The organism is Pseudomonas sp. FW300-N2F2 (genome assembly GCF_017351655.1).
GTDB classification, from domain to species: domain Bacteria; phylum Pseudomonadota; class Gammaproteobacteria; order Pseudomonadales; family Pseudomonadaceae; genus Aquipseudomonas; species Aquipseudomonas fluorescens_AA.
In genome coordinates, this window is sequence record NZ_JACNDQ010000003.1 from 1,096,668 (window position 1) to 1,110,485 (window position 13,818).

Sequence of the window (13,818 nt, forward strand, 5' to 3'; positions counted from 1 at the left end):
TCGCCACAGGGGTACGCCATTGCGTCACACCGTCGGTTTTTAAGTTCTGAACCCTCCCGCCTCCCGGGTTGTCGACTAGGCTCTAAGCACTGCTTGATAGCCCTTGTGACGTCTTGTCGAATTTTTTGCCCGCGGGGGCGGGTGTTGCACCTTCTTGTCACTCGTCGACTTTTCAAACAGAACCCTGGAGCCTGCCCACTGATTCGAGAGGTGCCCCATGAGTCTGCTGCTGGAACCCTATACCCTTCGCCAATTGACCCTGCCCAATCGCATCGCGGTATCGCCGATGTGCCAGTATTCGAGCACCGATGGCCTGGCCAACGATTGGCACCTGGTGCACTTGGGCAGCCGCGCCGTGGGCGGTGCCGGCCTGGTGTTCACCGAAGCCACCGCCGTGACCGCTGACGGTCGTATCACTGCCCAGGATCTGGGGCTGTGGAACGATGAACAGATCGAACCCTTGCAACGCATTACCCGGTTCATCACCGCCCAAGGCGCCGTGCCGGGCATACAGCTGGCCCATGCCGGGCGCAAGGCCAGCACCTGGCGACCTTGGCTGGGCAAGCATGGCAGCGTCAAACCGGCGGATGGCGGCTGGGTGCCGGTCGGTCCGTCGCCGATTGCCTTCGACCCGCAACACACCCAGCCGGTGCAGTTGGACGAAGGGCAGATCGCCGGGGTGATCCAGGCCTTCGTGGATTCGGCCAAGCGCGCCCTCACGGCCGGTTTCAAGGTGGTCGAGGTCCACGCGGCCCATGGTTATCTGCTGCATCAGTTCCTGTCGCCCTTGAGCAATCAGCGGCGCGATCAATACGGCGGCTCGTTCGAGAACCGCATCCGCCTGGTGCTGCAAGTCACCGAAGCGATCCGGGCCGTATGGCCGCAAGAGCTGCCGGTGTTCGTTCGCGTCTCCGCCACCGATTGGGTCGAGGACGGTTGGAACCCGGATGAAACCGTGGAACTGGCGCGCCGCTTCAGGGCGCTGGGGGTGGACCTGATCGATGTGTCATCGGGCGGCACGGCCGCCAATGCGGAAATCCCCACCGGCCCGGGTTACCAGACACGCTTCGCCGAGCGGGTGCGCAAGGAGTCGGAAATCGCCACCGGCACCGTCGGCATGATCACCGAACCGGCCCAGGCCGAACACATCCTGCGCACCTGCCAGGCCGACATCATTTTCCTGGCCCGCGAATTGTTGCGCGATCCGTACTGGGCCCTGCATGCCGATGATGACCTGGGCGGCCGCAAGGCCACGTGGCCGGCGCAGTACCAGCGGGCCACGCATCGGGACCAGCCGATTCATGAGTCGGATTTGCGCGATTGAGTGCCCGATAAAACAAAAGCCCCGGTCGTCATTGGCCGGGGCTTTTTCATCTCTGAAATCGTTGGTACCTGTACTGCCGCTTTCGCGAGCAAGCTCGCTCCCACAGTAGATTGATGTTCTACCCTGTGGGAGCGAGCTTGCTCGCGATAGGGCCAGTCCAGGCACCCGATCCCTGTCAGGGATACTTGCGCTTATCCGGTGCCGGCGGGAAGTACTGGTACAACCAGGTCTCGCTCAAGGTGCGGTCCTTGGTGCGAATGAACAGGCGCATCTGCACCGGGTCCACCCGGTCGTCGGTCGGGTACCAGTCGAAGGTAATGCGGTAGCCCTTGATCGCATCCAGCACCAACACATTGAAGTCCTTCACTTCGCCGTGGGAGCAGGTCACCACCGGTTCGATACCGGTGCCCGGCGGCAGTTGGTCGAGGCCGCCGCCGCTGAAGTCCACGGCGAAACGACGTGCCCAGACGGTCGGGTAATGCTCGCCCGGTGCCCAGCCTTCGATGAACCCGCCCATGCCTGAACGGGTGGCGTCGACGTGGGCCAGGTCGGTGCTGACCGGCGGCAACGCGCTCCAGTAGAGCTTGTAGCCATAGTTCAGCGAATCACCGGCGGCCACCGGTTTTTTCGGCGTCCAGAACGCGACGATGTTGTCCAGGGTCTCTCCGGTGGTAGGAATTTCCAGCAGGTCCACCGAGCCTTCGCCCCACGCTGTCGTCGGTTCGACCCACAGGCTTGGACGCTTGCTGTACCAGTCCACGGTGTCCTGGTAGCTGGCAAAGTCGTGGTCGGTCTGCACCAGGCCGAAACCTTTCGGGTTGTTGTCGGCGAAGGCATTGAATTGCAGGGTGGCAGGGTTGTTCAACGGACGGCAGACCCACTCACCATTGCCGCGCCACATGGCCAGCCGGTCGGAGTCATGGATTTGCGGGTGAATGGTGTCGCACATGCGCCGTTCGACGGTGCCGCAGCTGAACATGCTGGTCATGGGGGCGATACCCAGTTGCTCGATGGCGGTACGGGCATTGATGTGCGCATCGATTTCCATCACCACCCGGGTCGGCTGGCAATCGATGTCGAACCGATAGGCACCGGTGGCGCTGGGGGAGTCGAGCAGGGCGTAGACCACGAAGCGGGTGCTGTTCTTGTCCGGGGTTTCGAACCAGAACTTGGTGAAGTCCGGGAATTCCTCACGCTTCTTGGCATAAGTGTCGATGGCCAAGCCGCGGGCCGACAGCCCGTACTGGCCGCTGGCATCCACGGCGCGGAAATAGCTGGCCCCCAGGAACGAAACGATGTCGTGTCGATCCAGCTCCGGCGCCTTGAAAACACGAAAGCCGGCGAAGCCCAGGTCACCCGTCAGTTGCGAGGTGTTGACCGTGGTTTTCTCATAGTTGAACAATTCCGGACGGAAGTGCACCTCACGGGCCATACGCGTCTTCGGGTCGACGCTGTACATGCGTACCGGCTGCTTGAAGCCCATGCCGACATGGAAGAACTGTGCATCCAGTTGTCGTCCTTCCAGGTCATTCCATAACGAGTGATTGACGTCGTATTGGATGGCGTTGAACTGCAGCGGCGACATTTGCGCCAGAGTGGGTGGCAGGACTTGCTTGGTGTCGACGTAGCGGCTCTCGGCCAGCCGCCGGGCCTGATCCTTCAAACCGTTGAAATCGAAGGGACGGGCTTCGCCGTCGGCAGTCTGATCGGCGGCCCAGGCGCGTGCGGCCATGAGCCCGGAGGCCGACAGCCCGGTGTAGGCGGCGAAGGCCATGGAGGCCTTGAGCAGATTCCTGCGGTGCATAAATACAACCTTTCTCGAAACAATCCCGCGCCGATCCTGGCGACAGAGATTGGTAAATGAGTTCGGACATGCCTTTGGCCAAACGCGACGAACGTTAGAACAGATGCCTGAGAGCTGGATCGGTTCACCGAGGCGCAAAATCATAGGGGAAATACGGGTTTTGAGAGAAAGGAAAGCGTGGCTTGGTCAAATTTTCTTACAGTTATTTCTTTTTTTATGTCGATTTTAACTTTTTTTGACTAATTACTCTAAAACTCCCTTTTCACGCTTTGAATCCTCCCTATTCTTTAGCGTGATAGACGATCTAACCCGGGTTCAGACGGCGCTATCAGGTCAACCTCGACGTAAAGAAGGACAACTCATGACAAAAATACAGGGCATTACCGAAATGCTGGGGATCTTTCCAGGCCTGACCAACCCGCGCAGGACACGCCGGCTCAGCCTTGAAGAATTGAGACTGGTGGAGCGCTATCGGGAGTTGTCGGAAAACGACCGCATCGCCATGCGCTACCTGGTGGATGCGATGAGGAGTGTTTCGCGGTTTTGAAGCGTGGCGCAGGTGAGCGGTCGGGGCAGGCGCGCCGGCCGACATCACTCCACCGACCAGTCCTGGGGACGTTCGGTGCGCTGGTGCAGTATCCGCAGGACTTGCAGTTGTCCCTGCTCGAGCCGGTACGGGGCAACGAACGGGTAGCGTGTCAGCACCAGCTCTCGAATATCGGGAACGACCGAAGGACGGCCCGAGCCGGGAAAGCGTTGCAGTTGGCGCAGTGTCTCCAGGATGGCGAGGATGACCTCATCGGCGCCTTCTGCGCCGATAGCGCTTTGGTAATGTTCGTGGATCGAGTCGAGGTCACTCTGTGCTTTGTCGGTCAGTACGATACTCGGCACGCTTTGCCCACTTAGCCTTCACGGCGTCCAGATCGGTCAGGTTTCCAGCGTCGGCATCGGCCATGCCTTCGCTGATGGCTTGCAGATGCCAGGATTCGGCTTCCACATATCGAACCAGTGCACGCTTGAGGTGATATTGGCGGTCGCGGTCGGTGGCGGCAGCCAGCAAGTCCAGCTGTTGGGCCAGACCTTCTTCCACACGAAAGGACAAAACGGGCGAGGCCATGGCTGATCTCCAAGGTGTATACGTTGTAGACACCCTAGGTGCTGCCAGGATTTCCGTCAACCGGCGGGCGTGCACCGATCGACGAAAACCTTAGCAGGACGAACGTCGGGCAGGCGCGAGCATGTGTTGCCAACGTTGTCTTGTCGTCAATGCTTGAACATCACATGCCGCACCACCGTGTAGTCCTCCAGCCCATACATGGACATGTCCTTGCCATAGCCGGAACGTTTCTGACCGCCATGGGGCATTTCACTGACGAGCATGAAGTGGGTGTTCACCCAGGTGCAGCCATATTGCAGGCGTGCCGACAGGCGATGGGCGCGGCCGATGTCGGCGGTCCAGACCGATGAAGCCAGGCCATAGTCCGAGTCGTTGGCCCAGGCCAGCACTTGCGCTTCGTCGAGGAACGGGGTGACGGACACCACCGGCCCGAAGACTTCCCGCCGGACGATTTCGTCATCTTGCTGGGCGTCGGCCAGCACCGTCGGTTCGAAGAAGAACCCGTTGCCGTCCACGGTCTTGCCACCGGTGACCAGGCGGATATGCGGCTGGGCGATGGCCCGCTCGACGAAAGCGGCCACGCGGTCGCGGTGCTGGGCGGTGATCAGCGGGCCCATCTCGGTGTCGGATGCGGTTTGCAGGCCGTACTTGATGCTGCCCACCGCGGCGCCGAGTTTCTCGACGAACTGCTCGTAGATGCCTTGCTGGGCATAGATGCGGCAGGCAGCGGTGCAGTCCTGGCCGGCGTTGTAGAAACCGAAGGTGCGGATGCCCTCCACGGCCGCGTCGATGTCGGCATCGTCGAAAATGATCACCGGGGCTTTGCCGCCCAGTTCCATGTGCATGCGCTTGACGCTGTCGGACGTGCTGGAAATGATGTTCGAGCCGGTGGCGATGGAGCCGGTCAGCGACACCATGCGCACTTTCGGGTGGGTGACCAGCGGGTTGCCGACAGTCTGCCCACGGCCGAAGATCACGTTGAGCACGCCGGCCGGGAAAATCTCCGACGCCAGTTCCGCCAGGCGCAGGGCCGTGAGCGGGGTTTGCTCCGACGGCTTGAGCACCACGGTATTGCCGGCGGCCAGGGCCGGGGCGATTTTCCAGGCGACCATCATCAGCGGGTAGTTCCACGGCGCGATGGAGGCGATGACGCCCACCGGGTCGCGACGGATCATCGAAGTGTGCCCCGGCAGGTACTCGCCGCCCGCCGAACCGCTCATGCAGCGACTGGCACCGGCAAAGAAGCGGAACACGTCGGCAATCGCCGGAATCTCGTCGTTCAGCGCGGCGCTAAGGGGTTTGCCGCAGTTGTCCGACTCCAGCTTCGCCAGTTCTTCGCCGTGGGCTTCGATGGCGTCGGCCAGTTTGAGCAGCAACAGGGAACGGTCCTTGGGCGCCACCTGCGACCAGCTGTCGAAGGCGTTGTCGGCCGCACGCACGGCGGCATCGACCTGGGCTTCGCTAGCCTCGTTGATTTCCACCAGCACTCGCCCCAGCGAGGGGTTAAACACGGCCTGGCCGGGGCCTTCGCCGTCTACCAGGTGGCCGTTGATCAGCAGTTTGGTTTGCATGTCCAAGTCCTCTTGAATGTTTTCCCAAGTCCGCTGTGGGAGCGAGCTTGCTCGCGATAGCGGTGGTCATTCACCCTTTGCAGCGACTGACACGACGCCTTCGCGAGCAAGCTCGCTCCCACAGGATTGCGGTTCCCCAGTGAGCGATCACTGTTGATTATTTCCCGCCGCTACCGGCCACGCTCTCACCTCCACGGGTCAGGTAGTACGCGCCCAATATCGGCAACATCGTGACCATCATCACCAGCATCGCCACCACGTTGGTCACCGGCACGTCACGCGGGCGGCTGAGCTGGTTGAGCAGCCACAGCGGCAGGGTACGTTCGTGGCCAGCGGTGAAGGTGGTGACGATGATTTCGTCGAACGACAGCGCGAAGGCCAGCATCCCGCCGGCCAGCAGTGCCGACCCCAGGTTAGGCAGGATGATGTAGCGAAAGGTTTGCCAGCCGTCGGCGCCCAGGTCCATCGAGGCTTCGATCAGGCTGTGGGAGGTGCGGCGCAGGCGGGCGATCACGTTGTTGTAGACGATCACCACGCAGAAGGTGGCGTGGCCGACGACGATGGTGAACATCCCCGGTTCGATGCCCAGGGTCTTGAAGGTCGCCAGCAGTGCAATGCCGGTGATGATCCCCGGCAAGGCAATCGGCAGGATCAGCATCAGCGAAATGCCCTGTTTACCGAAGAAGTCGCGACGGTACAGCGCCGCCGAAGCCAGGGTGCCGAGCACCATGGCGATCAGCGTGGCGATGGCCGCGACCTGCAACGACAGCTTGATCGCTTCCAGCACATCCGGGCGCGAGAAGGCGACGCTGAACCACTTCAGGGTCAGGCCCTTGGGGGGGAAGCTGAAGGCCGCGTCCTCGGTGTTGAAGGCGTAGAGGAAGATGATCAGGATCGGGAAATGCAGGAACAGCAGCCCGCCCCACGCCGCGATCCGCAAGCCCCACGAGGCTCGGTCTTGAGAGTCAGAGCGCATCGAAAGCTCCCAGTCGCTTGACGATGGATAGATAGACCGCGATCAGCACGATAGGCACCAGCGTGAACGCCGCGGCCATAGGCATGTTGCCGATGGCGCCTTGCTGGGCGTAGACCATGCTGCCGACGAAGTAACCCGGCGGGCCCACCAACTGGGGCACGATGAAATCCCCCAGGGTCAGCGAGAAGGTGAAGATCGAGCCGGCGGCAATGCCCGGGATCGACAGCGGCAGGATCACCTGCGTGAACGTCTGGCGTGGCCTGGCGCCCAGGTCCGCCGAGGCTTGCAGCAGCGATGGCGGCAGGCGCTCCAGGGACGCCTGGATCGGCAGGATCATGAACGGCAGCCAGATGTAGACGAACACCAGGAAACGCCCCAGGTGCGAGGTGGACAAGGTGCTGCCACCCACGCCTGGGATCCCCAGCACGAACTGCAACACCGGCCCCAGGCCCAGGTGCTGGACGAACCACTGCGCCACGCCGCCCTTGGCCAGCAGCAGCGTCCAGGCGTAGGCCTTGACGATATAGCTGGCCCACATCGGCAGCATCACCGCGATGTAGAAAAACGCCTTGGTCTTGCCGCGGGTGTAGCGCGCCATGTAGTAGGCGATCGGGAACGCGACGATGGCGCTAGCGATGGACACGGCAATCGCCATGCTCAGGGTGCGCAAAATAATGTCGAAGTTCGAGGGCTGGAACAGCGCCGCGAAGTTCGCCAGGGTCAGGTCCGGCGTGACCGCCATGGTGAAGTCATCGAAGGTGTAGAACCCCTGCCACAGCAAGGTCAGCAGCGAGCCGAGGTAGATCGCGCCGAACCAGAGCAGCGGCGGCACCAGCAACATCGACAGGTACAGGTTGGGCCGTCGGTACAGCAGGTTGGCAAAACGCCGCAGCGGCGAACCGGGCGCAGGCGCTTGGGTGATGGCCAGGGTGTTCATCTCACACCTCGCCACTGACGGTGTCGTGCAGCGCGACCATCGCCTCACGGGCCCAGCGAACGCTGAGGGGCTGGCCGGTCTGGTGCTGGGCTGCGTTGTCGAGCCACTGGGTGTTGGCCTGGCTGAGGTTCAGGGTCTGGCCGTTGGCAAGTTTCAATTCGTAGCGTGTGGCGCTGCCCTGGTACTGGATGTCGTGCAGCAGGCCGTGGACCTCGATCTCATCGCTGGTCAACGGGCCCTCGGCGAAACGCACGTGTTCCGGGCGGATCGAGAACGGCTGTGGATGACCGCTCAGTTCCCGGGCCAGCTCGCCACGAATCACGTTGGAGGTGCCGACGAATTCGGCGACGAAGGTGGTCGCCGGTTTCATGTACAGGTTGCGTGGGGTATCGACCTGTTCGATGCGCCCCTTGTTGAACACTGCCACGCGGTCGGACATCGACAGCGCTTCGGTCTGGTCGTGGGTGACGAAAATGAAAGTGATGCCCAGCTGGCGTTGCAGCTTCTTCAATTCGCCCTGCATCTGTTCGCGCAGCTTCAGGTCCAGGGCGCCCAAGGGTTCATCGAGCAACAGCACCCGCGGACGGTTGACCAGCGCCCGGGCCAGGGCCACGCGTTGGCGTTGGCCGCCGGAGAGCTGCACCGGCTTGCGTTCGCCATAGCCCCCCAAGGCCACCATTTCCAGGGCTTCGTTGGCGCGCTGGATGCGCTCGGGCTTGGCGACGCCTTTGACTTTCAAGCCGTAGGCCACGTTGTCACGTACGTTCATGTGGGGGAAGAGGGCGTAATCCTGGAAAACGGTGTTCACGTCCCGCTGGTACGGCGCGAGCCCGGTGGCTTCTTCGCCGTGGATGCGAATCGAGCCGGCACTGGGTTGCTCGAACCCGGCGATCAGCCGCAGGCAGGTGGTCTTGCCCGAGCCGGACGGGCCCAGCATGGAAAAGAACTCGCCGTCCTGGATATCAATGGAGACCCGGTCAACGGCTTTCACATCGCCGAACTGACGGGATACCTGGGTGAACTGGACTGCAAGCGTCATGGTGCGGGGCTCCAAAAAGCGGGGCGGGTATGAAATTTCAGGGATTGGAATGCGATCCCGTGGCGAGGGAGCTTGCTCCCGCTGGCATGCGCAGCACGCCCGAAACAGACCGACGCGGTATGACCTGACCCACCGCATTGTCTGGTTTTGGGGTGGCTGCGCCACCCAGCGGGAGCAAGCTCCCTCGCCACAGGGCTAACCATGTCCCCCCCAAACAGGTTAATGCGAGTTAGCGCCCACCCATGATCGCAATGTAGTCCTGGGTCCAGCGGCTGTACGGCACGAACTTGCCGCCCTCGGCCTGTGGGGTTTTCCAGAAGGCGATCTTGTCGAACTGATCGAAGCCGTTGGTCTTGCAGCCTTCGGCGCCCAGCAGTTCGCTGCCCTTGCATGCTGCCGGCACCGCAGGCAAGGAACCGAACCACGCGGCCACGTCACCCTGGACTTTCGGTTGCAGCGACCAGTCCATCCACTTGTACGCGCAGTTGGGATGCTTGGCCTCGGCGTGGAGCATCGTCGTATCGGCCCAGCCGGTGGCGCCTTCTTTCGGAATGGTCGAGGCGATCGGTTGCTTCTCGTTCATCAGGCCGTTGACCTGATACGGCCAGGCTCCGGACGCCACCACGCCTTCGTTCTTGAAGTCGCTCATCTGCACAGTGGTGTCGTGCCAGTAGCGGTGGATCAACGGCTGCTGAGCCCTCAGCAATTCCAGCACGGCCTTGTATTGCGCTTCGTCGAGTTGGTACGGGTCCTTGATGCCCAGCTCAGGCTTGGCGGTCTTGAGGTACAGCGCCGCGTCGGCGATGTAGATCGGGCCATCGTAGGCTTGCACGCGCCCCTTGTTCGGCTTGCCGTCGGGCAGGTCCTGGGCGTTGAACAGCACGCTCCAACTGGTGGGCGCCTGCTTGAACACGTCGGTGTTGTACATCAGCACATTCGGGCCCCATTGATACGGGGTGCCATAGGTCTGCTGGTTGACCACGTACCACGGCGCATCCTTCAGGCGCGGGTCGAGATTCTTCCAGTTGGCGATCAGCGCGGTGTTGATCGGCTGCACGCGCTTGCCGGCAATCAGCCGCAACGAGGCGTCGCCGGAGGCGGTGACCAGGTCATAGCCGCCCTTGGTCATCAGGCTGACCATTTCGTCGGACGTGGCGGCGGTTTTCACATTGACCTTGCAGCCGGTTTCTTTCTCGAAACCGCTGACCCAGTCGTAGGCCTTGTCGCTTTCGCCGCGTTCGATGTAACCCGGCCAGGCAACGATATCCAGTTGGCCTTCGCCGGCACCGACGGCCTTGAGCGGTTCGGCGGCCTGGAGGCTGACGCTGGTCAGCAGCGCCGTGGTGAGTGCACTGAGCAATACGGTCTTGTGCGCGTACATGGAAATCCCTCTTGCTTTAATTATGGTCGGGGCAGTGTTCGAACCGGGTGAAGCGCCATGGCTGGCCTGTTATTAGAGTAGTTCTGTTAGCTACAGATGCTGGCCGTGGCGGGCCATGATGTGGCGCACCACGCTGTAGTCCTGGAGCGAATCGCTGGACAGGTCTTTCCCATAACCCGAACGTTTCAGGCCGCCGTGGGGCATTTCGCTGACCAGCATGAAATGGCTGTTGATCCAGGTGCAGCCGTATTGAAGCCGCGCCGCCACCTGCATGGCCTTGTCCAGGTTCTGCGTCCACACCGAGGAGGCCAGGCCGTATTCGGAATCGTTGGCCCAGTCCACCGCCTGGCTGAGTTCGTCGAAACGGGTCACGGTGACGACCGGGCCGAACACCTCGCGCTGGACGATTTCATCGCTTTGCTTGCAGCCGGCCAGCAGCGTGGGTTGGTAATAGAAACCGGCGCCGGAATGCACCGCCGCGCCAGTGATGCGTTCGATGTGCGGCTGGCCGAGGGCACGCTCGACAAAGCTGGCCACGCGATCGCGCTGGCGGGTGCTGATCAGCGGGCCGATCTCATTGTCGGCGTCGCGCTTGCCGGCAAAGCGCAGGCTGCCGACCGCCGCGCCGAGCTCGGCCACCAGGCGGTCGTGAATCCCGTCCTGGGCGTAGATCCGGCAGGCTGCGGTGCAATCCTGCCCGGCGTTGTAATAGCCGTAGGTGCGCACGCCTTCGACCACGGCCTGGATGTCGGCGTCGTTGCACACGATCACCGGCGCCTTGCCGCCCAGTTCCAGGTGCGTGCGCTTGAGGGTTTTCGCCGCTGCCTGGAGGATCTTCTGCCCGGTGACGATGTCGCCGGTCAGCGAGACCATGCGCACTTTCGGATGGCTGACCAGATGGCTGCCCACACCTTCGCCGCCCCCGCAAATGATATTGATGACGCCTCGCGGCAGGATCCTGGCCAGTGCCGGCGCCAGGGCCAGGATCGACAGCGGCGTATGTTCCGAGGGCTTGAACACCAGCGTATTGCCGGCGGCCAGGGCTGGGGCGATTTTCCAGGCGGCCATCATGATCGGATAATTCCACGGCGCAATGGACGCCACTACGCCGATCGGGTCGCGGCGCACCATGCTGGTGTAGCCGGGCAGGTATTCGCCACTGAGCTGGCCGGTCTGGCAGCGCACGGCGCCGGCGAAGAAACGAAAGACATCCACCGTGGCGCTCAAGTCATCCTGGCGCGCCAGGTGCAGCGGCTTGCCGCAGTTGAGGGATTCGAGGCGGGCCAGCTCATCGGCGTTCTTTTCGATGGCGCTGGCGATATCCAGCAACAGGTTCGAGCGTTGTTGCGGCGTGGTGCGCGACCAGCCGTCGAAGGCGCGATGGGCGGCGAGGATCGCGGCTTCCACCTGTTCGGTGCTGGCCTCGGCGATGTGAGCCACCACCTCACCAGTGGCCGGGTTGAGGATCGGCTCGACAAGGCCTTCGCCGGCAACGAACTCTCCGTCGATCAGCAACGCGGTGCACAACGGGGTTTGCGTGCCAGCCATGTCCGATTTCTCTTTTTGTATCGGTTGAAACACAGAACCTGTGGGAGCGAGCTTGCTCGCGATGGCGGTCTATCCATCGACAATTGCTTTAATGACACTCCGCCATCGCGAGCAAGCTCGCTCCCACAAGGGATTGTGCTGATGCAGCAAGACTAGTGCTCAGCCCCGAGGCCGACAAATTCGAAATACTCAAGGCTGCATTCGATTAAATAGATGGCTTGCGCCCGCCATGAGGTTGTTCCCGGGCGACGGCCAGGAACGGGTCGACCGACGCCGGTCGCGCCGTGCCCCGGCGCCAGGCCAGGCCTACGTCGAGGGTCTGGTTGAGGTCGGCAATCGGCCGGGCTTCGATGATGTCGCCTTCCAGCGACCAAGGGCGGTAGGTCATGTCCGGCTGGATCGACACACCCAATCCCGCCGCCACCAGGCTGCGCACCGCTTCGGTCGAGGCGGTGCGCAGGGTGACCCTCGGTTGCAGGCCGGCGCCGCGCCACAGGCGTTGGGCGTTGCGGTCCATTTCATCGACATTCAGCTGGATCAGCGGTTCGCGGGCCACGTCGGCCAGGTTGATGCTGTCGTGCTCAAGCAGTGGGTGCTGTGCCGGCAACCACAAGCGGTGTGGCGAATGGGTCAGGACTTCGGTCTGCAACGCGTGGCGGTCTTCCAGGTTGGACAGGATCAGCACCCCGACATCGATTTCGCCGCTGACCAGCAAATGCTCGATGTACGGCCGTTCGTCCTCCATCACGCGGATCTCCACGTTGGGGTAGGCACGCTGGAAACGGGTGAGCAGGTCCGCCAGGTAATAGCCGGCGACCAGGCTGGTGACGCCAATGGTGACTTGGCCGGCCACCTGATCGGTGCTTTGTTGCAGGCTGCGCTTGGCGTTGTCGACAGTGGCCAGGATCACATGGGCCTGGCGCAGGAATTGATGGCCTTGGTGGGTCAGGGTCATGCCTTTGGCGTGGCGGCTGAACAGGCTGACGCCGATGTCCTGCTCCAGTTGCTGGATCGCCAGGGTCAGAGTGGACTGGGAAATGAACGCCGTTTGCGCAGCGGCGGAGATGGAGCCGGTTTCGGCCACGGCGATGAAGTGGCGGATCTGACGCAGGGTCATCATGGGCATGTACCCGGTGGGCGATTTTATCGATGTGTTGGAGTGTATATCGTTTTTTTAGAAGGGTAGGTGAGTGCGTCTTTGAATGAGCCAGGCAACATCTGGAAGCAATCTCGCCTGCGGCGTCAGGGCACTTTCGATCTAGGCTGGGGGCCTTACGTTGACCCGACAATGTGGAGGCAACAAATGAACACCCGTGGATTGCTCGATCAGCTTCTCAAGTCCGGCCAGGAAATGTTGCAGAACAAGGCTGGCGGCTCACAAGGCAAATCGTCCGGTGGCCTGGGCGGGTTGCTCGGCGGCTCCGGCAACCTGGGCGGGATGCTTTCCGGCGCGGGCGGCGGGGCCCTGGCCGCCGGGGCCATGGGCCTGTTGCTGGGCAACAAGAAAGCCCGCAGCTTCGGTGGCAAGGCCCTGGCCTACGGTGGCCTGGCTGCCTTGGGCGTGATCGCCTACAAAGCCTATGGCAACTGGCAGGCCCAACAGGGCACCGCGCCGAAAACCGAACCGCAGACCCTCGACCGCGTGCCCCCGGCACAGGTTGAACAGCATAGCCAGGCGATCCTCAAGGCCCTGGTGGCGGCGGCCAAGGCCGACGGTCATGTGGACGAGCGGGAGCGGCAATTGATCGAAGGTGAATTCACCAAGCTCGACAACGACCAGGAGCTGCAACACTGGCTGCACGCCGAACTCAACAAACCCCTGGACCCCACCGACGTCGCCCGCGCCGCCAGCACCCCGGAAATAGCCGCGGAAATGTACATCGCCAGTGTGATGCTGGTGGACGAGGAAAACTTCATGGAGAAGTCCTACCTCGACGAACTGGCGCGTCAACTCAAGCTGGAGCCGGGGTTGAAGGTGGAACTGGAAAAACAGGTGCGCCAGGCGACCGCCTAGAACAGCCCCCAACGCTTTACCCTGTGGGAGCGAGCTTGCTCGCGATGGCGCCCGGTCAGTCACAGCATTTTTGACTGATACACCGCTATCGCGAGCAAGCTCGCTCC

Annotated in this window: 13 protein-coding genes; 3 read left to right on the top strand and 10 right to left on the bottom strand. The window is 62.4% G+C overall.

Annotation, left to right across the window (positions count from 1 at the left end; translation table 11 throughout):
- The first annotated feature begins 217 nt into the window (after positions 1–217).
- On the top strand, positions 218–1,324 hold the full coding sequence (locus J4E63_RS25495; RefSeq protein WP_060739048.1) for an NADH:flavin oxidoreductase/NADH oxidase: 1,107 nt from the start codon (positions 218–220) through the stop codon (positions 1,322–1,324).
- A gap of 175 nt (positions 1,325–1,499) precedes the next feature.
- Here J4E63_RS25495 and J4E63_RS25500 read toward each other — a convergent pair whose 3' ends face one another.
- Positions 1,500–3,128, bottom strand: a complete 1,629-nt coding sequence (locus tag J4E63_RS25500) for a glucan biosynthesis protein D (RefSeq protein WP_060739047.1) — start codon at positions 3,126–3,128, stop codon at positions 1,500–1,502.
- A 361-nt stretch (positions 3,129–3,489) separates the two neighbouring features.
- On the opposite strand from J4E63_RS25500, the gene J4E63_RS25505 reads away from it, so the two are divergent.
- On the top strand, positions 3,490–3,675 hold the full coding sequence (locus J4E63_RS25505; protein ID WP_003198116.1) for a hypothetical protein: 186 nt from the start codon (positions 3,490–3,492) through the stop codon (positions 3,673–3,675).
- 44 nt (positions 3,676–3,719) lie between these two features.
- On the opposite strand, the gene J4E63_RS25510 is transcribed toward J4E63_RS25505, so the two are convergent.
- From J4E63_RS25510 to J4E63_RS25550, 9 genes are all read right to left on the bottom strand, one after another.
- Positions 3,720–4,019, bottom strand: coding sequence for a type II toxin-antitoxin system RelE/ParE family toxin (locus tag J4E63_RS25510; protein ID WP_063322817.1), 300 nt, complete (start codon positions 4,017–4,019; stop codon positions 3,720–3,722).
- The gene (locus J4E63_RS25515; RefSeq protein ID WP_207283682.1) at positions 3,982–4,245 is read right to left on the bottom strand and encodes a CopG family ribbon-helix-helix protein; all 264 of its coding nucleotides are present in this window, start codon (positions 4,243–4,245) and stop codon (positions 3,982–3,984) included. Before J4E63_RS25515 ends, J4E63_RS25510 begins: the two co-directional genes overlap by 38 nt.
- Positions 4,246–4,391: 146 nt before the next feature.
- The gene (locus J4E63_RS25520) at positions 4,392–5,816 is read right to left on the bottom strand and encodes a gamma-aminobutyraldehyde dehydrogenase (RefSeq protein ID WP_207283683.1); all 1,425 of its coding nucleotides are present in this window, start codon (positions 5,814–5,816) and stop codon (positions 4,392–4,394) included.
- A gap of 157 nt (positions 5,817–5,973) precedes the next feature.
- On the bottom strand, positions 5,974–6,792 hold the full coding sequence (locus J4E63_RS25525; protein WP_060739043.1) for an ABC transporter permease: 819 nt from the start codon (positions 6,790–6,792) through the stop codon (positions 5,974–5,976).
- A complete protein-coding gene (locus J4E63_RS25530; RefSeq protein WP_072408186.1) occupies positions 6,782–7,729 on the bottom strand; it encodes an ABC transporter permease in 948 nt (315 codons plus the stop codon). Before J4E63_RS25530 ends, J4E63_RS25525 begins: the two co-directional genes overlap by 11 nt.
- 1 nt (position 7,730) lies before the next feature.
- Entirely contained in the window at positions 7,731–8,768 is a 1,038-nt protein-coding gene (locus J4E63_RS25535) for an ABC transporter ATP-binding protein (protein WP_207283684.1), read from the bottom strand.
- Positions 8,769–8,997: 229 nt separating this feature from the next.
- Positions 8,998–10,149, bottom strand: coding sequence for a putative ABC transporter substrate-binding protein YdcS (ydcS, locus tag J4E63_RS25540; RefSeq protein WP_060739040.1), 1,152 nt, complete (start codon positions 10,147–10,149; stop codon positions 8,998–9,000).
- A gap of 90 nt (positions 10,150–10,239) precedes the next feature.
- Positions 10,240–11,697: a gamma-aminobutyraldehyde dehydrogenase gene (locus J4E63_RS25545; protein ID WP_207283685.1), complete on the bottom strand. Its 1,458-nt coding sequence runs from the start codon at positions 11,695–11,697 to the stop codon at positions 10,240–10,242.
- Positions 11,698–11,902: 205 nt separating this feature from the next.
- Entirely contained in the window at positions 11,903–12,817 is a 915-nt protein-coding gene (locus J4E63_RS25550; RefSeq protein WP_060739038.1) for a LysR family transcriptional regulator, read from the bottom strand.
- A 183-nt stretch (positions 12,818–13,000) separates the two neighbouring features.
- On the opposite strand from J4E63_RS25550, the gene J4E63_RS25555 reads away from it, so the two are divergent.
- Positions 13,001–13,711 carry a tellurite resistance TerB family protein gene (locus tag J4E63_RS25555; protein ID WP_060739037.1) on the top strand — a complete coding sequence of 237 codons (711 nt, stop codon included), beginning with the start codon at positions 13,001–13,003 and terminating at the stop codon, positions 13,709–13,711.
- The last annotated feature ends 107 nt before the right edge of the window (positions 13,712–13,818 follow it).